Origin of the sequence: Pseudomonas sp. IT-347P, assembly GCF_949768005.1 — a bacterium.
GTDB lineage: Bacteria > Pseudomonadota > Gammaproteobacteria > Pseudomonadales > Pseudomonadaceae > Aquipseudomonas.
In genome coordinates, this window is the sequence record NZ_CATKPQ010000060.1 from 182,585 (window position 1) to 203,034 (window position 20,450).

The 20,450-nt window shown below is 59.8% G+C and carries 19 protein-coding genes; 4 read left to right on the forward strand and 15 right to left on the reverse strand.

What is annotated here, in order from left to right; all coding sequences use genetic code 11:
• Positions 1-29 precede the first annotated feature (29 nt).
• The 3 genes from guaB to ACM6IV_RS27750 form a co-directional block, all read right to left on the reverse strand.
• Complete coding sequence (gene guaB, locus ACM6IV_RS27740; protein WP_414872528.1) at positions 30-1,499, reverse strand: IMP dehydrogenase; 1,470 nt, start codon at positions 1,497-1,499, stop codon at positions 30-32.
• A gap of 116 nt (positions 1,500-1,615) precedes the next feature.
• Positions 1,616-2,164 carry a sugar ABC transporter ATPase gene (locus ACM6IV_RS27745; protein ID WP_414872529.1) on the reverse strand — a complete coding sequence of 183 codons (549 nt, stop codon included), beginning with the start codon at positions 2,162-2,164 and terminating at the stop codon, positions 1,616-1,618.
• Positions 2,165-2,348: 184 nt separating this feature from the next.
• On the reverse strand, positions 2,349-3,116 hold the full coding sequence (locus tag ACM6IV_RS27750; RefSeq protein WP_414872530.1) for a sulfite exporter TauE/SafE family protein: 768 nt from the start codon (positions 3,114-3,116) through the stop codon (positions 2,349-2,351).
• 99 nt (positions 3,117-3,215) lie between these two features.
• Between ACM6IV_RS27750 and ACM6IV_RS27755 the strand changes: the two genes are divergently transcribed.
• From ACM6IV_RS27755 to leuA, 4 genes are all read left to right on the forward strand, one after another.
• Positions 3,216-4,103 carry a LysR family transcriptional regulator gene (locus ACM6IV_RS27755; protein WP_414872593.1) on the forward strand — a complete coding sequence of 296 codons (888 nt, stop codon included), beginning with the start codon at positions 3,216-3,218 and terminating at the stop codon, positions 4,101-4,103.
• Positions 4,104-4,234: 131 nt separating this feature from the next.
• Positions 4,235-5,614 carry an exodeoxyribonuclease VII large subunit gene (gene xseA, locus ACM6IV_RS27760; RefSeq protein WP_414872531.1) on the forward strand — a complete coding sequence of 460 codons (1,380 nt, stop codon included), beginning with the start codon at positions 4,235-4,237 and terminating at the stop codon, positions 5,612-5,614.
• A 3-nt stretch (positions 5,615-5,617) separates the two neighbouring features.
• A complete protein-coding gene (locus ACM6IV_RS27765) occupies positions 5,618-6,439 on the forward strand; it encodes a peptidoglycan DD-metalloendopeptidase family protein (RefSeq protein WP_414872532.1) in 822 nt (273 codons plus the stop codon).
• Between the two features lie 463 nt (positions 6,440-6,902).
• Positions 6,903-8,582, forward strand: a complete 1,680-nt coding sequence (leuA, locus tag ACM6IV_RS27770) for a 2-isopropylmalate synthase (RefSeq protein WP_414872533.1) — start codon at positions 6,903-6,905, stop codon at positions 8,580-8,582.
• A gap of 203 nt (positions 8,583-8,785) precedes the next feature.
• Here the strand turns inward: leuA and ACM6IV_RS27775 are convergent, their stop codons facing one another.
• From ACM6IV_RS27775 to iscX, 12 genes are all read right to left on the reverse strand, one after another.
• Positions 8,786-9,577 (reverse strand): amidohydrolase, encoded by a 792-nt coding sequence (locus tag ACM6IV_RS27775; protein WP_414872534.1) that lies wholly within the window; start codon positions 9,575-9,577, stop codon positions 8,786-8,788.
• A complete protein-coding gene (locus ACM6IV_RS27780) occupies positions 9,565-10,713 on the reverse strand; it encodes a pyridoxal phosphate-dependent aminotransferase (protein ID WP_414872535.1) in 1,149 nt (382 codons plus the stop codon). Before ACM6IV_RS27780 ends, ACM6IV_RS27775 begins: the two co-directional genes overlap by 13 nt.
• A 159-nt stretch (positions 10,714-10,872) precedes the next feature.
• Positions 10,873-12,342: a ribosome biogenesis GTPase Der gene (gene der, locus ACM6IV_RS27785; protein ID WP_414872536.1), complete on the reverse strand. Its 1,470-nt coding sequence runs from the start codon at positions 12,340-12,342 to the stop codon at positions 10,873-10,875.
• Between the two features lie 136 nt (positions 12,343-12,478).
• Complete coding sequence (gene bamB / locus ACM6IV_RS27790; RefSeq protein WP_414872537.1) at positions 12,479-13,630, reverse strand: outer membrane protein assembly factor BamB; 1,152 nt, start codon at positions 13,628-13,630, stop codon at positions 12,479-12,481.
• Positions 13,623-14,264: a YfgM family protein gene (locus tag ACM6IV_RS27795; protein ID WP_038362971.1), complete on the reverse strand. Its 642-nt coding sequence runs from the start codon at positions 14,262-14,264 to the stop codon at positions 13,623-13,625. The genes bamB and ACM6IV_RS27795 overlap by 8 nt, the downstream gene beginning before the upstream one ends.
• 41 nt (positions 14,265-14,305) lie before the next feature.
• Positions 14,306-15,595 carry a histidine--tRNA ligase gene (gene hisS, locus ACM6IV_RS27800; protein WP_414872538.1) on the reverse strand — a complete coding sequence of 430 codons (1,290 nt, stop codon included), beginning with the start codon at positions 15,593-15,595 and terminating at the stop codon, positions 14,306-14,308.
• A 37-nt stretch (positions 15,596-15,632) separates the two neighbouring features.
• Positions 15,633-16,742, reverse strand: coding sequence for a flavodoxin-dependent (E)-4-hydroxy-3-methylbut-2-enyl-diphosphate synthase (gene ispG, locus ACM6IV_RS27805; RefSeq protein WP_003227888.1), 1,110 nt, complete (start codon positions 16,740-16,742; stop codon positions 15,633-15,635).
• Positions 16,743-16,745: 3 nt separating this feature from the next.
• Complete coding sequence (locus tag ACM6IV_RS27810) at positions 16,746-17,789, reverse strand: RodZ domain-containing protein (RefSeq protein WP_414872539.1); 1,044 nt, start codon at positions 17,787-17,789, stop codon at positions 16,746-16,748.
• Complete coding sequence (gene pilW, locus ACM6IV_RS27815; RefSeq protein WP_007916880.1) at positions 17,789-18,547, reverse strand: type IV pilus biogenesis/stability protein PilW; 759 nt, start codon at positions 18,545-18,547, stop codon at positions 17,789-17,791. Before pilW ends, ACM6IV_RS27810 begins: the two co-directional genes overlap by 1 nt.
• Before the next feature lie 12 nt (positions 18,548-18,559).
• Entirely contained in the window at positions 18,560-19,708 is a 1,149-nt protein-coding gene (rlmN, locus tag ACM6IV_RS27820) for a 23S rRNA (adenine(2503)-C(2))-methyltransferase RlmN (RefSeq protein ID WP_025109218.1), read from the reverse strand.
• A gap of 28 nt (positions 19,709-19,736) precedes the next feature.
• Positions 19,737-20,162 carry a nucleoside-diphosphate kinase gene (gene ndk, locus ACM6IV_RS27825; RefSeq protein ID WP_250606273.1) on the reverse strand — a complete coding sequence of 142 codons (426 nt, stop codon included), beginning with the start codon at positions 20,160-20,162 and terminating at the stop codon, positions 19,737-19,739.
• A gap of 87 nt (positions 20,163-20,249) precedes the next feature.
• Positions 20,250-20,450, reverse strand: a complete 201-nt coding sequence (gene iscX, locus ACM6IV_RS27830; RefSeq protein WP_008084655.1) for a Fe-S cluster assembly protein IscX — start codon at positions 20,448-20,450, stop codon at positions 20,250-20,252.

Below are 20,450 nucleotides of genomic sequence, written 5' to 3' on the forward strand. Positions count from 1 at the left end.
CCCGGTTGCTTTGCTTGTTGCTTGAAGGCTCAACCTACGCGGTAGTTTGGCGCTTCTTTGGTGATCTGCACGTCGTGCACGTGGGATTCGGCCATGCCAGCGCCGGTGATCCGCACGAATTCAGGCTTGGTGCGCATTTCTTCGATGTTGGCGCTGCCGGTGTAGCCCATCGAGGAACGCAGACCGCCCATCAACTGGTGAATGATCGCGCTCAGGGTGCCTTTGTACGGCACACGGCCTTCGATGCCTTCCGGAACGAGTTTCTCGGCGCCGGCCGAGGAGTCCTGGAAGTAACGGTCGGAAGAACCTTGTGCCTGGGACATGGCGCCCAGCGAACCCATGCCGCGATACGCCTTGTACGAACGGCCCTGGAACAGTTCGATCTCGCCCGGCGCTTCTTCAGTACCGGCGAACATCGAACCCATCATCACGCAGGAAGCACCGGCGACGATGGCCTTGGACAGGTCACCGGAGAAACGGATGCCGCCGTCGGCGATCAACGGAACGCCAGTGCCTTCAAGGGCAGCGGCGACGTTGGCGATGGCACTGATTTGCGGGACGCCGACACCGGCGACGATACGGGTGGTGCAGATCGAGCCAGGGCCGATACCGACCTTGACTGCGTCAGCGCCCGCTTCGGCCAGAGCCTTGGCAGCAGCGCCGGTGGCAATGTTGCCGCCGATCACCTGCACTTCAGGGAAATTCTCTTTGACCCAGCGAACGCGGTCGATCACGCCTTTGGAATGGCCGTGCGCGGTGTCGACTACAACCACGTCAACGCCGGCGTTAACCAGGGCGGTGACGCGATCACCGGTGTCTTTACCGGTGCCGACCGCAGCACCGACGCGCAGACGACCTTGATCGTCCTTGCTGGCCAGCGGGTACGCTTTGGCTTTTTCGATGTCGTTGACGGTCATCATGCCTTTGAGGGCGAATTTGTCGTCGACGATCAGCACGCGCTCGATGCGGTGCTTGTGCAGCAGTTCGCGCACGTCGTTCTTGTCGGCGCCTTCCTTGACCGTGACCAGACGCTCTTTAGGCGTCATCACTTCACGGACAGTGGCTTCCAGACGGTTTTCGAAACGCACGTCGCGGGAAGTGACGATGCCGACCAGGTCACCATCGTGCAGCACCGGAACGCCGGAAATGTTGTGCATGCGGGTCAATTCGAACAGGTCACGCACCGTGGCATCAGCCTCGATGGTGATCGGATCCTTGACGACGCCGGCTTCGAACTTCTTGACCTTACGCACTTCGGCAGCTTGCTGCTCGATGGTCATGTTCTTGTGGATAATGCCGATGCCACCTTCCTGAGCCATGGCGATTGCCAGACGGGCTTCAGTGACGGTGTCCATTGCAGCAGAAACCAGAGGAATGTTCAGCTCGATGCCACGGGTAAGGCGGGTCTTGAGACTGACTTCGTTAGGAAGTACCTCGGAATAACCGGGCACTAAGAGAATGTCGTCGAATGTCAGAGCTTCTTGGCTGATACGCAGCATCGCGGGGGCTCCCGAGCGGGAAAATGGAAGCGCGCCATTATAGTCATCCACCCTCTGCTGTTCAATGTAAAACTCAGCTTAATATCAATGTTGCTGATATACGGAGACCCCCGCCACTACAGCTCCACCTTGACCCAGGAGACAGGTTGATCGAGCCAATCAGCGAACTCATCGATAAAGCTTTGCTTGAAACCGGCTTCCAGCCAGTTGTTGAAGATGAAGCCGAGGTTGGAGAACGCACATTCCTGCAAGTACAGAAAGCCGTTGATGTCGTCTTCATGCCCGCATTCGGGGCAGGTGAAGTTGTCGGTTCGGCCTGGAAACCAGTCTTCAAGGCTTTCGAACAACGCTTCGCCGACCTCGCGGCGGCACTCCGGGCAACCGGCCTCTTCGAGAAAACCCTTGGCTGGGGTGTAGATGCAGCGCTTGGTGACAATCTCCAGGCCGTTGATCGGCTCGCCGAATGGCAGCGCCTGCGGGTGCAGCACCACGGCACGGGCGCCATCGGCAATCGCGTAAGCCATGCGGTTGCCGGTGCGGCCGCAGGTCGACAGCTCTTCCTTGATGATGTTTTTGCGCACCAGCCAGCGCACGATCGCCCGAGCCCGGGGTTCGTGGACCGGCAGGGTGGAGATTTTCGGGACGATGATGCTTTGCGAATTCATGGTGCAGCCTACGACGTCAAATGGAAGTTCTGCGGTGCTTACTCCGCCGCCTTCGCGGGCAAGCCCGCTCCCACAGGGATCTCAGCCGAACACAAAAGTCGTGTACACCAAAGAACTCTGTGGGAGCGGGCTTGCCCGCGAAGGCGTCAGCGCGGCCGGCAGCTTAATCCCTGACAAAATCCGGTCAAGTGCTGAGGTAGCGCCCGATCAAGGCAATCCCGCTCGCCAGCACCAGCCATGTCACCAGCCGCACAAACGCTTCGCGGGACAATTTCATGGTCAAGCGCCGGCCGATCCACAGCCCCAGCGCCATGGCCGGCAACAGACACAGCGCCAGCACCAACAAGGGTAGCTCGGCATATACACCGGCGATGGCGAACAGGCTCAAACGCACCACCGTGCTGCAACTGATCAGCGCACTTTGCGTGGCGCGCGCGGCGTCTTTCGGCAGCCGACTGTTGAGATAGATCGCATAGAGAAAGCCGCCACTGCCGAACAGCGCGCCGAACAACCCGCCCACCGTCCCCATCGGCACCGCCCAGGCCGCCGACAATTGCGCGGGTCGGGCTTTCACCCACAGGCTGTAAATCGCATAAGCGCTGATAAACAGCCCCATCAACAACAGCAACAGATCTGATTTCAGGTTGAGCAGGAAAATCACCCCCAACGTACAACCGATCGCCATACACGGCAGCAGCCGCAACAACTCGGGTTTAGCCACATCCCGCCGTGACGGCAGCAGATTGCCGAACGCCGCGACAAAATCCAGCAGCACCAACAACGGCACAATCTTCGACAGCGGCATGAACAGAATCAGGATCGGCCCCGCCACCAACGCTGTGCCAAACCCTGCAATGCCGAACACGATGTAAGCCAGGGCGATGCCCAGCCCGATCACGGCCCAACCACCGGCACCCCACGACCACTCACTCAACAACACCGCCACGCTCATCGATGCGCTTCCTTGATACGCCTGAGATGACTTTAGCCAGTGCCAAGGCTTGCGACTAATATCTTCCGGGTCGCTCACCCATCTCGAAAAGGCATGACTGTGCTTTCAACCCGTCAATTGCGTTACTTCGTCGAAATCGCCGAATGCGGCAGTTTCAGTGCCGCCGCTGACCGCCTGTTTATTGCGCAGTCAGCGCTGAGCCGGCAGATCAAGGACATGGAAACCCGCCTGCAAACTCCGCTGTTCGAACGTACGGCGCGCCAGCCTCGACTCACGGCGGCGGGCGAAGCGTTTTTGCCGCGAGCGCGCAATCTGCTCAATGAATTGGGTAAGGCCAGCGCCATGGCCACTGAGGTCGGCAATGGCCAACTCGGCACATTGCGCCTCAGCCACTCCAGCACCGTGTCGATCAGCGGTCGCTTGCTCCGCGATATCGGCGCCTACCTTGAGCAGCAACCCGGCGTATCGCTGGATATCGGCAAGTTGTCTTCCGAGGCGCAATTGGAAGAGTTGGCGGAAGGCCGACTCGATATTGGCTTGCTGCGCCTGCCCGTGCTTCGCCAGCGCGAAGGCATTCAACTCGTACCGCTGTTTACGGAGCGCTTGCTACTGGCAGTGCCGGCCGATCATCGACTGACGATGTCCAATACCGTTGAACTGGCACAGTTGAAGGACGAAGCGTTCATCTCGATCCCGCATCCTCAACGCGGCGGCTTGAGTTATCTGTGTGCTGACTTGTGCATGCGCCAGGGCTTCTTCCCGAAAGCGGCGCGAGTGATGTCGCGTAAAACCACGCAATTGCAGTTGATCCAGGCCGGATTCGGCGTCGCTCTATTGCCGGAATCCATGCAGGACATCGCCCCGAGCGGCGTACGTTTTTTGCCGCTAGCCGATCCCGACTGCCAAAGCACCGTCGCCCTCGCCTATCGCCAGAACCCCACGCCACTGATTCAACACTTCATCCAGACTTTTACAAATCCCTTGTAGGAGTGAGCCTGCTCGCGATAGCGGTTGAACATTCAACCCATTTTGCGACTGACACTCCGCTATCGCGAGCAGGCTCACTCCTACAGGAGATCGATGGTGATTCAACGGCAAATGCCTTTAAACTGCGCCCCATGATTAAAGATCCCTTTGCAAGACTTGGCCTGGACCGTGAAGTCCTGACCGTCAGCCAGCTCAACGGCCGCGCGCGGGTGTTGCTCGAAGACGTGTTCAGCAACATCTGGGTCGAAGGCGAAATCTCCAACCTCGCCCGCCCGGCGTCCGGCCACATCTATTTCACCCTCAAGGACAGCGGCGCGCAGGTGCGTTGCGCGTTGTTCCGGCAGAACGCCGCGCGGGTGCGTCAGGCGCTGAAGGATGGCCTGGCGGTGAAGGTGCGCGGCAAGGTTTCGCTGTTCGAAGGGCGTGGCGACTATCAGTTGATTCTCGACACCGTCGAACCGGCCGGTGACGGTGCGCTGCGCCTGGCCTTCGATGCGCTGAAAGAAAAGCTCAGCGCCGAAGGTCTGTTCAGTGCCGAACGCAAAGTGCCGTTGCCCGCGCATCCGCAGCGCATCGGCATCATCAGTTCGCCCACCGGCGCGGTGATTCGCGACATCATCAGCGTGTTCCGCCGACGTGCGCCGCAGGTTCAGTTAACGTTGATTCCGACCGCCGTGCAGGGCCGCGAAGCCACCGCGCAAATCGTCCGTGCTTTGAAAATGGCCGATGCCCGTGGCTTCGACGCGCTGATCCTCGCCCGTGGTGGCGGCTCACTGGAAGACCTCTGGTGCTTCAACGAAGAAGCCGTGGCGCGTGCGGTCGATGCTTGCGTGACGCCGATTGTCAGCGCCGTCGGCCACGAAACCGACGTGTCGATCAGCGACTTTGTCGCCGACGTGCGCGCACCCACGCCGTCCGCTGCCGCTGAACTGCTCGCCCCGGATTCCAGTCATTTGATCCGTCAGGTCGAAAGCCTGCATCGTCGCTTGGTAATGCGTATGCGTGACCGCTTGATGCGTGATCGCCTGCGCCTGGAAGGCATGGCCCGTCGCTTGCGCCATCCCGGCGAGCGACTGCGCCAGCAAGCGCAGCGCCTGGATGATCTGGACATGCGCATGCGCCGCGCCTTCGAGCGTCATCTCAACACCCGCCGCGAACGTCTGATCCGCCTGGAAACCCGCCTCGCCGGGCAGCATCCGGGACGGCAACTGGCGATGTTGCGCCAGCGCCTCGACAGCCTCGCCGAACGCCTGCCCCGTGCCATGCGTGAAGGCCTGAAGAGCCGTCGCCTGCAACTGCACAGCCAGATGCAGACGCTGCATGTGGTCAGCCCGCTGGCAACGCTCGGCCGCGGTTACAGCATTTTGCTCGATGAACGCGGTCATGCGATCCGCAACGCTGCGCAGACCCACACCGGCCAGCGCCTGAAAGCCAAACTCGGCGAAGGCGAACTGCACGTGCGCGTCGAGGACAATCACCTGACGCCTGTCACCCTCTCTTTACTGGACTGATCCATGCCGCGTTTTCTGGCTCCACTGTTTTTGCTGTGTCTGACCTTTAACGCCCACGCCGACAGTTACATCACCCGGCTGCTGAACAAACCGGTGCCGGGCGGTGTGGCAGTGGTTGATCTGGGCAGCGCCGCGCAGGCACCGAAAGCCACGTATCAAGGCAAACCAGTGCTGGTGGTGAAAGAACAAAACAATTGGCTGGCGATCGTCGGTGTGCCGTTAACGGTCAAGCCCGGCGCGCAGCAGATCAGCAGTGGCGGGCGCAACCTGCCGTTTACTGTGGGCAACAAGAAATACCCGGAACAACGCATCACTCTGAAGAACAAGCAGCAAGTCAATCCGGATCAGTCGAACCTCAAGCGCATCGAAGGTGAACTGGCCGAGCAGATCAAGGCCTACCGCAGCTTCAGCCCGAACACGCCGAGCAATCTGCTGCTGGACAAACCGGTGAACGGGCCGCTGTCGAGCAAGTTTGGCGTGCGTCGCTTCTTTAATGGTGAGGAACGCAATCCCCATGCTGGCCTCGACTTTGCCGTGCCGGCGGGGACGCCGATCAAGACACCTGCAGCAGGTAAAGTCATTCTCACTGGCAACTACTTCTTTAATGGCAACACCGTGTTTGTCGACCATGGGCAGGGCTTTATCAGCATGTTCTGCCATATGTCGAAGATTGATGTGAAGGTCGGCGATCAACTGGCGCGGGGCGCGGTGGTCGGCAAGGTGGGCTCGACCGGTCGAGCGACCGGGCCGCACATGCACTGGAATGTAAGCCTGAATGACGCGCGGGTGGATCCGGCGATTTTCATTGGCGCATTCCAACCTTAAGACAGTCGATGGGCTGATGGCCCCTTCGCGAGCAAGCTCGCTCCCACATTGGACTGCGTTCAAAACACAAATCCCTGTGGGAGCGAGCTTGCTCGCGAAGGCGGCCCATAAAGCACATCAACACTAACTGAATTGCTATAAATCTCAATTGCGCCCCAATCAAACCTCGCGCAAATATCACAACGATCAGCGATCTCCAGCGCAATAAAATCCCGCAAAAACTCTCTTTCCGAGTATTCCTCTCAATTTTTTCCGACTGCTTGCCATCCTTTCCCCTCGCGGTTAGGGTTGAAGGCATGAAAACCTCTCACACCCTCATTCAGCTTCGCCAGCACCGCAGCCTGTGCCTCGTCAGCGCACGACTGCCGAGCTGAATCGCTGCGCCTCGTCCAACGCTTTTCCAAGAACATTCGTTCCACCGGCAGGCCGCCTCTTTTCGGCCCAGACAATAAGGAATTTCCCGATGAGCATGCTCAAAGATCCGTCTTCGAAATACCGCGCGTTTCCCGTCATCAACCTGCCGGATCGCACCTGGCCGTCGAAAACCATCGACACCGCGCCGATCTGGTGCAGCTCCGACCTGCGTGACGGCAACCAGTCGCTGATCGAGCCGATGGACGCGGTGAAAAAACTGCGTTTCTGGAAGACTTTGGTGCAGGTGGGCGTGAAGGAAATCGAAGCGTCGTTCCCGGCCGCTTCGCAAACCGACTTCGACTTTGTGCGCACGCTGATCGAAGAAGGACACATCCCGGACGACACCACCATTCAGGTGCTGACCCAGGGCCGTGAAGACCTGATCGAGCGCACCTTCGAATCCCTGCGCGGGGCGAAGAAAGCCATCGTTCACCTGTACAACGCCACCTCGCCTTCTTTCCGGCGCATCGTCTTCAACCAGGACAAGGACGGCATCAAGGCCATCGCTGTGAACGCGGCCAAGTTGTTCGTCAAATACGCCGCAATGCAGCCGGACACCGAGTGGACCTTCGAATACTCGCCGGAAACCTTCAGCGCCACCGAGCTGGAATTCGCCAAGGAAGTCTGTGATGCGGTGATCGAGGTGTGGAACCCGACACCTGAGCACAAGATGATCCTCAACCTGCCGGCCACCGTTGAATGCGCGACCCCGAACATCTACGCCGACCAGATCGAGTGGTTCGGCCGCAACATCAACCGTCGTGACAGCGTGATCATCAGCCTGCACACCCACAACGACCGTGGCACCGGCGTCGCGGCCACCGAGCTGGGCCTGATGGCCGGCGCCGATCGCGTCGAAGGCTGCCTGTTCGGCAACGGCGAGCGTACCGGGAACGTCGACCTCGTCACTGTGGCCCTGAACATGTACACCCAGGGCGTCGACCCTGAGCTGGATTTCTCCGACATCGACGGTGTGCGCAAAGTCGTCGAAGAGTGCAACCAGATCCAGGTGCACCCGCGTCACCCGTACGTTGGCGATCTGGTCCATACCGCATTCTCCGGCTCGCACCAGGATGCGATCCGCAAAGGCTTCGCCCAGCAGAAACCCGACACCCTGTGGGAAGTGCCGTACTTGCCGATCGATCCGGCCGACATCGGTCGCAGCTACGAGGCGGTGATCCGCGTCAACAGCCAGTCGGGCAAGGGCGGCATCGCTTACTTGCTGGAGCAGGAATACGGCATCAGCCTGCCACGTCGCATGCAGATCGAATTCAGCCAGGTCGTGCAGCGTGAAACCGATCGCTTGGGTCTGGAGATGACCGCCAAGCAGATCCACTCGCTGTTGATCAGCGAATACCTGCAGGCCAACACCCCATACGCACTGGTGAGCCATCGCCTGCAGGAAGAAAACGGCAACAGCGCCGTCGAAGTGGAAGTGGCGAGCAAAGGTCAGGGCGAAACCAACCTGCACTGGCGCGGCAAGGGCAACGGTGCGCTGGAAGCACTGGTCGCCGGCCTGCCGATTCCGGTGGAGATCATGGACTACAACGAGCACGCGATCGGCGCGGGCACCAACGCCAAAGCAGCGGCCTACATCGAACTGCGGGTGAACGGCGAACGCGCGGTGCACGGCGTGGGCATCGATGAAAACATCACCACTGCCAGCTTCAAGGCCCTGTTCAGCGCGCTGAACCGCTCGTTGAGCCAGCCTGAGGCGAAAGCGGCGTAATCGACCGCTGCAATGCAAAAGGCCCCGGAGTGAAAACGCCGGGGCCTTTTTTTGCCTGATGGTTTTGTATCGCCTGATCTGGCCTCTTCGCGGGCAAGCCCGCTCCCACAGTGACCGAGGTGTGCATAAGTTCCGGGTACACCAAAAAAACCCGTGGGAGCGGGCTTGCCCGCGAAGGCGCCCTGCCATTCAGCGCATAACTATCAGGTGAACTCGAAGGTGTCGGCATCCAGGTTCGCCGGAAAGCGCTCGCGATATGCAGCCAGTGGCGCAGCTTCCAGCACGGCCTTGAAGACGCCGTCCGCCTCCCCCGCCGCCAGCAAGGTTTCACCCTGGAAATCCAGCACCTGACTGTCACCGGTGTAAGCGAAGCCCTTGCCATCGGTGCCAACGCGATTCACCGCCGCCACATAGCACAGGTTTTCGATGGCGCGTGCCGGCAACAGGCGGTTCCAGTGCAGACGCCGCGCGCCTGGCCAGTTGGCGGTGTACAGCAGCAGATCGGTGTCCCGGGCATCGCGGCTCCACACCGGGAAACGCAGGTCGTAACAAATCAGCGGACGGATGCGCCAACCCTTGAGTTCGAACTGTACTTGCCGTTCGCCGGGGGTGTAGTGGTTGTGCTCGCCGGCCATGCGGAACAGGTGACGCTTGTCGTAATGCAGCACTTCGCCGTCCGGCCGCGCCCATAGCAGGCGGTTGCGATGACTGCCGTCGGCGGCCTGAATGATCACGCTGCCGGTGATCACTGCATCGAGCTTCGCCGCCTGAACCCGCAGCCATTTGCTGGTCGGACCGTTCTCGGCTTCGGCGAGGGTTTCGGACTCCATGGAGAACCCGGTGGTGAACATTTCCGGCAGGATAATCAGATCCGCCCCCCGCGCCTGCTCCAGCAACACCTCGAAATGCTCAAGATTGGCCTGGCGGTCATGCCACGCCAGACTGGTCTGGATCAGCGCCAGGTTCAGATCGGGCAACGCACTCAGATCACGCATAGTTTTGCCGCCGCTTCGCGCAGCGTCTCCTCGCGTTTGGCAAAGCACAGGCGCACCAGGCGCTGGCCTTGCGGTGGGTTCTGGTAGAACACCGACACCGGGATACTCGCCACGCCGTGTTCGCGGGTCATCCACAGGGCCATCTCGACGTCGTTGAGGTCGGGACGAATCTGCGAGTAATCGACCAGTTGGAAGTAGGTGCCGGTGACTCGGGTGAAACTGAAGCGCGACGGCGCCAGCAGATCGCAGAACAGATCGCGCTTGGCCTGATAAAACCCCGGCAGCTCTTCGACGTGTTCAGGGTGCTCGGCCATGTAATCGGCCAGTGCGTATTGCAGTGGGGTTACGCCGCAGAAACTGACGTACTGGTGCACTTTGCGCAGTTCAGCGGTCAGCGCTGGCGGTGCGACGACGTAGCCGGTTTTCCAACCCGTCACGTGGTAGGTCTTGCCGAAGGAGCTGACCACGAAGGCGCGTTGATACAGCTCTTCATGGGCCAGCACGCTGACGTGTGGCACGCCGTCAAACACCAGGTGCTCATAGACTTCGTCGCTGATCAGGTAGATGTCGCGGCCTCGGATCAAGTCCGCCAGGTGATCAAGCTCGGCACGGCTGATCAGCGCGCCGCTCGGATTGTGCGGGGTGTTGATGACGATCATTTTCGTGCGCGGGCTCAGGGCCGCGGCGAGCTGGTCGAAATCGATGGAGAAGTCGTCCGGGTTGAGCTGCACATGTACGCAACGGCCGCCCGCCAACTCCGTCGCCGGTTCGTAGCTGTCGTAGCACGGATCGAACACGATGACTTCGTCGCCGTGGTGAATAACCGCCTGAATGGCACAGAAGATCGCCTGGGTCGCGCCCGGCGTGACCGTCACTTCGCTGTCGGCATTGACCTGCACGCCGTAGCTGCGAGCGATTTTCGCTGCAATCTGCTCGCGCAGCGCGGGCAGGCCAGTCATCGGTGAATATTGATTATGGCCGCTGGCGATGTGTCGGCCGACCGCGTCACGCAGGGACTGCGGGCCGTCGAAGTCAGGAAAACCCTGGGACAGGTTGATCGCTCCGGTCTGCGCCGCGAGCTGAGACATCTGCGTGAAAATCGTGATGCCGACATTCGGCAGCTTACTGGTGATCATCGGGGGTTCCCTGCTCAACACCCGGCTCTGACGACGGCGCGGGAGAGCCCGAGGATAGCCCATCCAGCGCTCATAAAAAAAGGGCGCTCTGGTGAGCACCCTTCTTATCGCCGAACCCTGCAGGAGCTGCTTGCGGCAGCTCCTGCGAGAAGTGATGAATCACTTCTTGTCGCGGCGCTTCTTGCTGGCTTTTTTGTTGTGCGACATCAAGCGACGCTTCTTGTTGACCTGACGGTCGGTCAGCGTGTTCTTGTTGCCTTCGTACGGGTTCTCGCCACCCTTGAACTCGATGCGGATCGGCGTACCGACCAGCTTCAGGACACGACGGTAAGTGTTTTCCAGATAGCGCACGTACGACTTCGGCACTTTCTCGATCTGGTTACCGTGGATCACGATGATCGGCGGGTTCGCACCGCCCAAGTGGGCGTAACGCAGCTTGATTCGGCGGTTGTTGACCATCGGTGGCGCGTGTTCGCCCACCGCGTCTTCCAGAATCTGCGTCAGACGGTTGGTCGGCCAGCGGGTGACCGCCGATTTGAACGAGTTCTGGACGGACGCGTAGAGGTTACCCACGCCAGTGCCGTGCAGGGCCGAAATGAAGTGGATGTCGGCGTAGTCCACGAAGAACAGCCGACGTTGCAGCTCGACCTTGACGAAGTCGCGCTCGCTCGGCGTCATGCCGTCCCACTTGTTGATCGCGATCACCAGTGCACGACCGGCTTCGATCGCGAAGCCCAGCAGGTTGAGGTCGTGATCGACCACACCTTCGCGGGCATCCATCACGAAGATCACCACGTTGGCGTCTTTGATCGCCTGCAAAGTTTTTACCACGGAGAATTTTTCGACTTCTTCGTGGATCTTGCCACGCTTGCGCACACCGGCGGTGTCGATCAGCGTGTACTTCTCTTCATTGCGTTCGAACGGGATGTAGATACTGTCGCGGGTAGTGCCGGGCTGGTCATAAACGATTACCCGGTCTTCACCGAGCATGCGATTGACCAGGGTCGACTTGCCGACGTTCGGACGGCCGATGATGGCGATCTTGATCCCGTCTTTTTCGCTCGGGCCAGGAATGCGCTTGGCTTCCTCGCCTTCGGCAACGATCTCTTCCTCGCCTTCTTCCGGCTCTTCTTCGTCTCTGGGGAAATCACCCAGGGCGATTTCCAGCAACTGGGTGATGCCGCGACCGTGGGCACCGGCGATCGGGATCGCGTGGCCCATGCCCAGCGGAGCGAATTCAGCGCGGGCCATTTCCGGATCGATGTTGTCGACCTTGTTGGCGACCACGTGGGAACGCTTGTTACGTTTGCGCAGGTGTTCGGCGATCATCTGGTCGGCGGCGGTGAAACCGGCCTTGGCATCTACCAGGAACAGCACAACATCCGCTTCTTCAATGGCCAGCAGCGACTGCTCGGCCATTTTTTCGTCCATACCATGCTCGTCACCGGAGATACCACCGGTGTCGACCAGAATGTAGGAACGCCCTTGCCACTTGGCCTCACCGTACTGGCGATCACGGGTCAGACCGGACAAGTCGCCGACAATGGCGTCACGAGTCCTGGTCAGGCGGTTGAACAAGGTGGACTTGCCGACGTTCGGTCGGCCCACCAGGGCGATTACGGGAACCATGCGGCTCTCCACTTCGTTATTTCAGAAAATACAAAAGCCGCTGCGAGGCAGCGGCTGGTGCTCGGGGCAACGCCTGTTAGCGCTGCAAGCCCCATGAATCCGGGGCCGCCTGGGGGTTTAGCCCCAAGCATAGTTGTTACTTGATGGTCAGGGCTTCCAGTTTGCCGCTGTTGCCATAGACATAAATCGTGTCGCCCACCACCAGCGGACGGGCACGCAGGCCGTCGCTGTCGATGCGCTCACGGCCGACGAAACGACCGTCGACCTGACTCAGCAGGTGCAGATAACCTTCCAGGTCACCCACTGCAACATAGCTGGAGAACACTTCCGGAGCCGACAGTTGACGGCGAGCCAGCGAATCGTTGCTCCACAATGCTGTGGTGGAACGCTCGTCGACGCCTTCAACGGTGCCCGAAGACAGGCTCACGTAAACGCTGCCGAAACCCTGAGCAATACCGGCGTAGCTCGACGCATCGCGCTGCCAGAGTTGACGACCGCTTTCCAGATCCAGTGCCGCCACGCGACCCTGATAGCTGGCAACGTACAGCGTACCGCCGGACAGCAGCAGACCGCCGTCGATATCGACCACGCGCTCCAGTTCCGAACGGCCTTGTGGAATCGCAATCCGTTGTTCCCAAACCGGCACGCCGTTGGAAATGTCCAGAGCGACCACTTTACCGGTCGACAGGCCAGCCACCGCAAGGCGGTTGGTCACCAGCGGGGCACTGGTGCCACGCAGGGTCAGTACGGCCGGCGTACTGTCATACACCCAGCGCTGGTTACCGGTGGATGCATCCAGACCGATCAGACGATCGTCCTGAGTCTGCACCACCACCACGTCACCGTTGTTGGCCGGCGGCGCGAGGACTTCGCTGTTGACGCGAGCACGCCACTTCTCTTCACCATTGCTGGTGTCCAGAGCGACGACTTCGCCACGCAGCGTACCGATCAGAACCAGGCCGTAACCCACGCCCACGGCGCCGGAGACAGGCAGCTCAAGATCCTGCTTCCATTTCACGTCGCCATTGCCGCGATCCATGGCCATCACCACGCCGGTCACATCAGCGGCGTAGATGGTGTCACCGTCAATCGCCGGCACCAGCATGTTGTAGGTTTCGCCCTGACCGTCACCGATCGAGCGACTCCACTGCTTGTGCAGAACCACTTCTTCTTTGAAGTCGGTCAGTTCGGCCGGTGGCAATTCTTTCTTGCTGTTGCTGCTGCAACCCGCGGCCAGAAGGGCCAGAGCCAGCAATGCTGCATGCTTCCAACGGATCACGTCACGCATCCCCTTTGGCCAGGTCGTCGAGCTTGATTTGAAGGCCACCGACCGCCGCTTCATCCGACAGTGCCGCCTTGGCTTTTTGATACGCCTTGTTCGCGTCATCGGTACGGCCCAGCTGCACCAGCAGGTCGCCCTTGAGTTCTTCGCGAGTGGCCAGGAACGCTTTGTCGGCGTCGCCGTCGAGCAGTTTCAGGGCATCTTCAGCCTTGTTCTGCGCGCCGAGTACCTGCGCCAGACGCTGCCGGGCGATTTCGCCCAGCGCCGGGTTGGCCGGTTTGTCGACGATGGCTTTAAGTTCGGTCGCGGCGTCATCCAGCTTGCCGCTGTCGACCGCCACTTTGGCCACGAACAGACTGCCGTACTGCGCGTAGGCAGAACCGCCGAATTCGCTGTTGAGCTTGCCGGCCAGATCCGCAACGCGGGCCGCATCAGGCTTGCCGTCAGGCGTCAGCGTGGTTTCCAGCAATTGCTGATAGAGCACCGAGGCGCCTTGCGACTGGTTGCTCTGATACTTGTGATAAGCCTGCCAGCCGAACACGATGACCAGCGCCAACAGGCCGCCGGTGACCAGAGGTTTGCCGTTGCGTGTCCACCAGTCCTTCAAATCCGCCAACTGTTCGTCTTCGGTACTCGACACCCCAATACTCCTTAATCGCTAAATCGGCTGTTAAGACAGCTTCAACCCTGCACGACGCAGGTGGCCAGGTGAGCGGCGAGCGCATCCCAGGCAATGCTTTGTTGTTCGCCCTGGCCACGCAGGGGTTTGAAACCTACCACTTGCTGGGCCATTTCGTCGTCACCCAGAATCAGTGCATACAGCGCACCGCTCTTGTCGGCTTTCTTGAACTGGCTTTTGAAGCTGCCGGCGCCGGCATTGACTTGCAGACGCAGGTTTGGAAGTTGATCGCGAACACGTTCAGCCAGGGCCAGACCGGCCAGCTCGGCTTCTTCGCCGAAGGCGCAGAGGTAGACATCGACCTGACGGGAGATTTCTTCCGGAATCTGCTCCAGGGTTTCCAGCATCAGCACCAGACGCTCGATGCCCATGGCGAAACCGACGCCGGTGGTTGGCTTGCCGCCCATTTGCTCGACCAGACCGTCATAACGCCCGCCCGCGCAAACAGTGCCTTGAGCGCCGAGCTTGTCGGTGACCCATTCGAATACGGTTTTGCTGTAGTAATCGAGGCCACGCACCAGCTTGGGGTTGAGCACGTAAGGAATGCCGACGGCATCCAGACGGGCCTTCAGGCCTTCGAAGTGGCTACGCGATTCGTCATCAAGGTAGTCGGCCATTTTCGGCGCATCGACCAGCACCGCCTGAGTGTCGGCATTTTTCGTGTCGAGCACGCGCAGCGGGTTGGTTTTCAAACGACGCTGGCTGTCTTCGTCGAGTTTGTCGTGGTGCGCCGAGAGGTACTCGACCAGCGCTTCACGATAGCGACCACGGGACTCGCTGGTGCCCAGGCTGTTGAGCTCGAGCTTGACCGCATCACGAATGCCCAGCTCACCCCACAGGCGCCAGGTCATGATGATCAGCTCGGCATCGATGTCCGGACCGTCGAGGTTGAACACTTCCAGACCGATCTGGTGGAACTGGCGATAACGGCCTTTCTGCGGACGCTCGTGACGGAACATTGGGCCGATGTACCAGAGTTTCTGCACCTGGCCACCGCCGGTAATGCCGTGTTCGAGCACAGCACGCACGCACGCCGCGGTGCCTTCCGGACGCAATGTCAGGGAGTCGCCGTTGCGGTCTTCGAAGGTGTACATCTCTTTTTCGACGATGTCGGTGACTTCACCGATCGAGCGTTTGAACAGCTCGGTGAATTCAACGATCGGCATGCGGATCTGCTTGTAACCGTAGTTATCCAGCAAACGCGCAACGGTGCCCTCGAAATAACGCCACAGCGGCGTCTGTTCGGGCAGGATGTCGTTCATGCCACGAATGGCTTGCAGAGACTTGCTCACTTTAAATCCTTAAATTCGTTCGGCGCTTCAGTCAGGCTCAGCCGCGCGCAATAACGGCAGCGTCAGCTTCGACCTTTTCGGCCGCTTTCTGGCGGATCAGCTTTTCCAGCTCGTCCACCAGATTGTCGTTCGTCAGTTTCTGCGACGGCTTGCCGTCGATGTAAATCAGGTTTGGCGTGCCGCCGGTCAAGCCGATATGAGCTTCCTTGGCTTCGCCGGGGCCGTTGACCACGCAACCGATTACCGCGACATCCAGTGGCACCAGCAGGTCTTCAAGGCGCCCTTCCAGCTCGTTCATGGTTTTCACCACATCGAAGTTCTGCCGCGAGCAGCTCGGGCAGGCGATGAAGTTGATGCCACGGGAACGCAGATGCAAAGACTTGAGAATGTCGTAACCGACCTTCACTTCCTCGACCGGGTCGGCCGCCAGCGAGATGCGGATGGTATCGCCAATCCCCTCGGCGAGCAGCATACCTAGGCCTACGGCGGATTTCACTGTGCCCGAACGCAATCCACCGGCCTCGGTGATGCCCAAGTGCAGCGGCTGAACGATTTCTTTCGCCAGCAAGCGGTAGGCTTCGACGGCCATGAACACGTCGGAGGCCTTCACGCTGACCTTGAAGTCCTGAAAATTCAGGCGTTCGAGGTGTTCAACGTGGCGTAGAGCGGACTCGACCAGTGCGGCCGGAGTCGGCTCGCCGTATTTCTTTTGCAGGTCTTTTTCCAGGGAACCGGCGTTGACGCCGATGCGGATCGGAATGCCGCGATCACGGGCAGCATCAACTACAGCGCGAACACGGTCTTCACGACCGATGTTGCCCGGGTTGATACGCAGGCAATCGACGCCCAGTTCAGCCACGCGCAGCGCGATCTTGTAGTCGAAGTGAATGTCGGCAACCAACGGCACCTTGACCAATTGCTTGATCTTGCCGAACGCCTCGGCGGCGTCCATGTCCGGCACCGAAACGCGGACGATGTCGACGCCGGCGGCTTCCAGGCGGTTGATTTGCGCAACAGTGGCGGCCACGTCATTGGTGTCACTGTTGGTCATGCTCTGCACCGCGATCGGCGCATCGCCGCCCACCGGTACGTTGCCGACCCAGATCTTGCGCGAAACGCGACGTTTGATTGGAGATTCGCCGTGCATGACTTATTGACCCAACTTCAGGCGAGCAGTCTCGCCACTGGTGAACGGAGCGATATCGACCGGCTGGCCGTTGTAGCTGACCTGTGCGGCGCGAGCTACGCCCAGACGTACGTTAAGCGGCGGCTTGCCGGAAACGGTGACACTGTCGCCTTTATGCTTGAGACCACTGAAGATCACTTTGCCACGACCATCGGTCACTTGTGCCCAGCAATCGGCACTGAACTGCAGTTGTACCTGGCCTTCACCCGCCACCGGAGTGGCCGCTTCAGCGGTTGGCGCTGCAGTCGCAGACACTGCCGGCGCGGAAGTGGTCGGCGCGGGCGTAGCCGGCACGTTTGGTGCTGGAGTAACCGGGGTGGCGACAACCGGCGCGGGCGTATGAGCCGGGGCGGTCGGCGTTGCAGCAGGCGCTGCCGGTGCAGTTGGAGCGGTGGCAGACGCAGCGCCTTCGGCACCGGTCGATTCAGCGGTGGTATCAGATTGAGGCAGAGCCAGCGCAGTCGAGCTGTCGACCTGATTCTCTTCGACAGCCTGGTCTTCCGGCTCGTCGATCGGGTGAATCTGGGTGGTACCGTCAGCACCTTCGACTTCAACATGTTCTGGCGCCGGAGACGCCAGGTCCTTGGTACGCAGCGACGTCTGATCCTGCCACCAGACGAAACCGCCGCCGATGACCGCGATCAGCATCAGCAGGCTGACAATACGCAAAATGGTGTGGGACACCCGCACAGGCTCTTCGATACGGCCGAGGGCATGAACGTTGCTGCCCTGGGAATCGGTGCCGGTGGACTGGTCGAATTGCTGTACCAGCACGGTCTGGTCCATGCCGAGCAATTTGGCATAGGCGCGAATGTAACCGCGAGCGAAGGTATGCCCCGGCAGCTTGTCGAAAGCGCCGGCTTCAAGATTGCTCAGGGACGTCACGGTGAGGTTGAGCTTGAGGGCCACTTCGGCCAGCGACCAGCCATTGCTTTCGCGGGCCTGGCGCAGGGTCTCACCGGGGTTAACGCGATTCGCTGCTACAACTTCGGGATGCGCCGCTTTCATCATTGCTCCGACAGGTATTGCTGATATTCCGGCGTACCGGGATAGAGTCGTTTTAATTGCAGGCCATAACTGGCGGCCTTGTCGCGATCTTCAAACACTTTTGCCAGCCGAACGCCGAGCAATAGACTACGTGCATTTTGTTCGGTCAGCAGGCTGAATCGGTCGTAATAGTCACGCGCGGGCACATAATGCCTGTCTTCGAAGGACAACTCAGCCATTTCCAGCAACGCGCGCGGTTGTTGGCGGTTCAAACGCAGTGCCTTTTCCAGCTGTTGCTGCGCCAGATCGCGCTGACCGAGCTTCGCCGCCGTCATGCCGAGGTTTTCGAACACACGCGAACGCTCAGGATACAGGGTATCGGCGGCGGCCTGTTCAAAACGCTCGTAGGCTTCTTTATAACGCTGTTGTTCGTAGAGAAAACTGCCGTAGTTGTTGAGGATGCGCGCATCGGCGGGACGGGAGGACAAAGCCTTGCGGAAGTGTTCGTCGGCCAGCTCAGGCTCCATTTCGGACTGGAACACCAGGCCGAGGGCAGCGTTGGCGTCAGGATCGGAACCGTCGATTTCCAGCGCCTTCTTCAGCGGCACCTTGGCCCGCTCGGTCATGCCTTGCTGCAAGTACCCCAGCCCCAACTGCACGTAGGCCGCCCGCGCCTCATCGCGGCCCTTGCTGGTCTTCATCGGGTTGTAGTCACCCGACAGGACACAACCAGCACACAGGCTGGCCAACAGCAACAGCAGCGCAAAGCGCAGGGACATAGAGATCCTCTCTTAATTTGTGTTCGCGGCGTTCTGTGCCAGATCGCTGTCGGCGCTCAACTCACGCACGGCGATGTAACGTTCGCTGCGACGGGTGCGATCCAGCACCTGCCCTACCAATTGACCACATGCGGCGTCGATGTCTTCACCACGGGTGGTGCGCACAGTGACGTTGAAACCGGCCTGATGCAACTGATCCTGGAAACGACGGATCGCATTGTTGCTTGGCCGCTCGTAACCGGAATGCGGGAACGGGTTGAACGGAATCAGGTTGATCTTGCACGGGATATCTTTCAGCAGCGCGATCATTTCCACCGCGTGCTCGACCTTGTCGTTGATGTCCTTGAGCAAGGTGTACTCGATGGTCAGCACACGCTTCTCGCCAAGGGCGGACATGTAGCGCTGGCACGATTCGAGCAGCATCTTAAGCGGATATTTCTTGTTGATCGGCACCAATTGGTTACGCAATGCGTCATTCGGTGCGTGCAGGGACAACGCCAGGGACACGTCGATGTGCTTGGCCAGCTCATCGATCATCGGCACCACGCCCGAGGTGGACAGGGTTACGCGGCGCTTGGAGATCCCGTAGCCGAGGTCATCCATCATCAGATGCATGGCGGCGACGACGTTGTCGAAGTTCAGCAGCGGCTCACCCATGCCCATCATCACCACGTTGGTGATGGCACGGTCGACGGTTGCCGGGACACTGCCGAAAGATTTGTTGGCAATCCACACCTGACCGATGACTTCGGCGGCGGTGAGGTTGCTATTGAAGCCTTGCTTGCCGGTGGAGCAGAAACTGCAGTCCAGGGCACAGCCTGCCTGGGACGAAACGCACAGAGTGCCGCGTTTGCCCTGGGGAATGTACACGGTCTCGACGCAGCTGCCGGACGCCACGCGCACCACCCACTTGCGGGTGCCGTCGCTGGAGATGTCCTCGCTGACCACTTCCGGACCACGGACTTCAGCAATAGCCTTGAGCTTGTCGCGCAGGGCCTTGCTGACGTTCGTCATGGCGTCGAAATCATCGACGCCAAAGTGGTGAATCCATTTCATTACCTGACCGGCACGGAAACGCTTCTCCCCGATTGAGTCGAAGAATTTTTCCATTTCCTGTTGAGTCAGACCCAGCAGGTTGGTTTTTACAGTCGATGTCGTCATGGATTCACCTTCACTCTTAAGCCAATGCTTAGCGAGTGGTTACTTCAGTAGCTGCGAAGAAGTACGAGATTTCACGAGCAGCTGCGGCTTCGGAGTCCGAACCGTGAACAGCGTTGGCGTCGATGGAATCAGCGAAGTCAGCGCGGATGGTGCCGGCAGCAGCTTCTTTAGGGTTGGTAGCGCCCATCAACTCACGGTTCAGAGCGATAGCGTTTTCGCCTTCCAGAACCTGAACAACAACAGGACCGGAGATCATGAAAGCAACCAGGTCACCGAAGAAACCGCGCTCTTTGTGCTCAGCGTAGAAGCCTTCAGCTTCGGCTTTGGACAGTTGCTTCAGTTTCGAAGCTACAACGCGCAGGCCGGCTTTTTCGAAACGAGTGGTGATTTCGCCGATGACGTTTTTTGCAACAGCGTCAGGCTTGATGATGGAGAAAGTGCGTTGAACAGCCATGGTGTAACTCCAGAAACGGTAATTTGCGAAAAATTAAACCCGCGAATTATACGCGGGTTCTTGGGTATTGCCTAACCTGCGAGACGATCAGTCCAATTCTTCAGCCCAGAGCGTCTGAACCGCTTCCAACACCTTCTCGCCGACACGGCCAGAGGTATTGTCGAAATCCGGCAGCTCTTTGATCCATTGCTGCAGATCGACGAAATTGACAGAAAACGGGTCTACGCCCGGCTTGGCCTCGGCCAATTCTTCTGCAATACGTTGAACATCATTCCAACCGTAGCTCAT

Excerpts from the sequence above, each read along its gene's own strand:
- bamB (WP_414872537.1), bottom strand. The coding sequence starts at position 13,630 with ATGCGTGACGTGATCCGTTGGAAGCATGCAGCATTGCTGGCTCTGGCC.
- ACM6IV_RS27765 (WP_414872532.1), top strand. The coding sequence starts at position 5,618 with ATGCCGCGTTTTCTGGCTCCACTGTTTTTGCTGTGTCTGACCTTTAAC.
- ACM6IV_RS27810 (WP_414872539.1), bottom strand. The coding sequence starts at position 17,789 with ATGAAAGCGGCGCATCCCGAAGTTGTAGCAGCGAATCGCGTTAACCCC.
- ACM6IV_RS27780 (WP_414872535.1), bottom strand. The coding sequence starts at position 10,713 with ATGATCACCAGTAAGCTGCCGAATGTCGGCATCACGATTTTCACGCAG.
- ACM6IV_RS27745 (WP_414872529.1), bottom strand. The coding sequence starts at position 2,164 with ATGAATTCGCAAAGCATCATCGTCCCGAAAATCTCCACCCTGCCGGTC.
- ACM6IV_RS27750 (WP_414872530.1), bottom strand. The coding sequence starts at position 3,116 with ATGAGCGTGGCGGTGTTGTTGAGTGAGTGGTCGTGGGGTGCCGGTGGT.
- guaB (WP_414872528.1), bottom strand. The coding sequence starts at position 1,499 with ATGCTGCGTATCAGCCAAGAAGCTCTGACATTCGACGACATTCTCTTA.
- xseA (WP_414872531.1), top strand. The coding sequence starts at position 4,235 with ATGATTAAAGATCCCTTTGCAAGACTTGGCCTGGACCGTGAAGTCCTG.
- ispG (WP_003227888.1), bottom strand. The coding sequence starts at position 16,742 with ATGCACGGCGAATCTCCAATCAAACGTCGCGTTTCGCGCAAGATCTGG.
- iscX (WP_008084655.1), bottom strand. The coding sequence starts at position 20,450 with ATGAGCTACGGTTGGAATGATGTTCAACGTATTGCAGAAGAATTGGCC.
- ACM6IV_RS27775 (WP_414872534.1), bottom strand. The coding sequence starts at position 9,577 with ATGCGTGATCTGAGTGCGTTGCCCGATCTGAACCTGGCGCTGATCCAG.
- pilW (WP_007916880.1), bottom strand. The coding sequence starts at position 18,547 with ATGTCCCTGCGCTTTGCGCTGCTGTTGCTGTTGGCCAGCCTGTGTGCT.
- der (WP_414872536.1), bottom strand. The coding sequence starts at position 12,342 with ATGGTTCCCGTAATCGCCCTGGTGGGCCGACCGAACGTCGGCAAGTCC.
- ndk (WP_250606273.1), bottom strand. The coding sequence starts at position 20,162 with ATGGCTGTTCAACGCACTTTCTCCATCATCAAGCCTGACGCTGTTGCA.
- leuA (WP_414872533.1), top strand. The coding sequence starts at position 6,903 with ATGAGCATGCTCAAAGATCCGTCTTCGAAATACCGCGCGTTTCCCGTC.
- rlmN (WP_025109218.1), bottom strand. The coding sequence starts at position 19,708 with ATGACGACATCGACTGTAAAAACCAACCTGCTGGGTCTGACTCAACAG.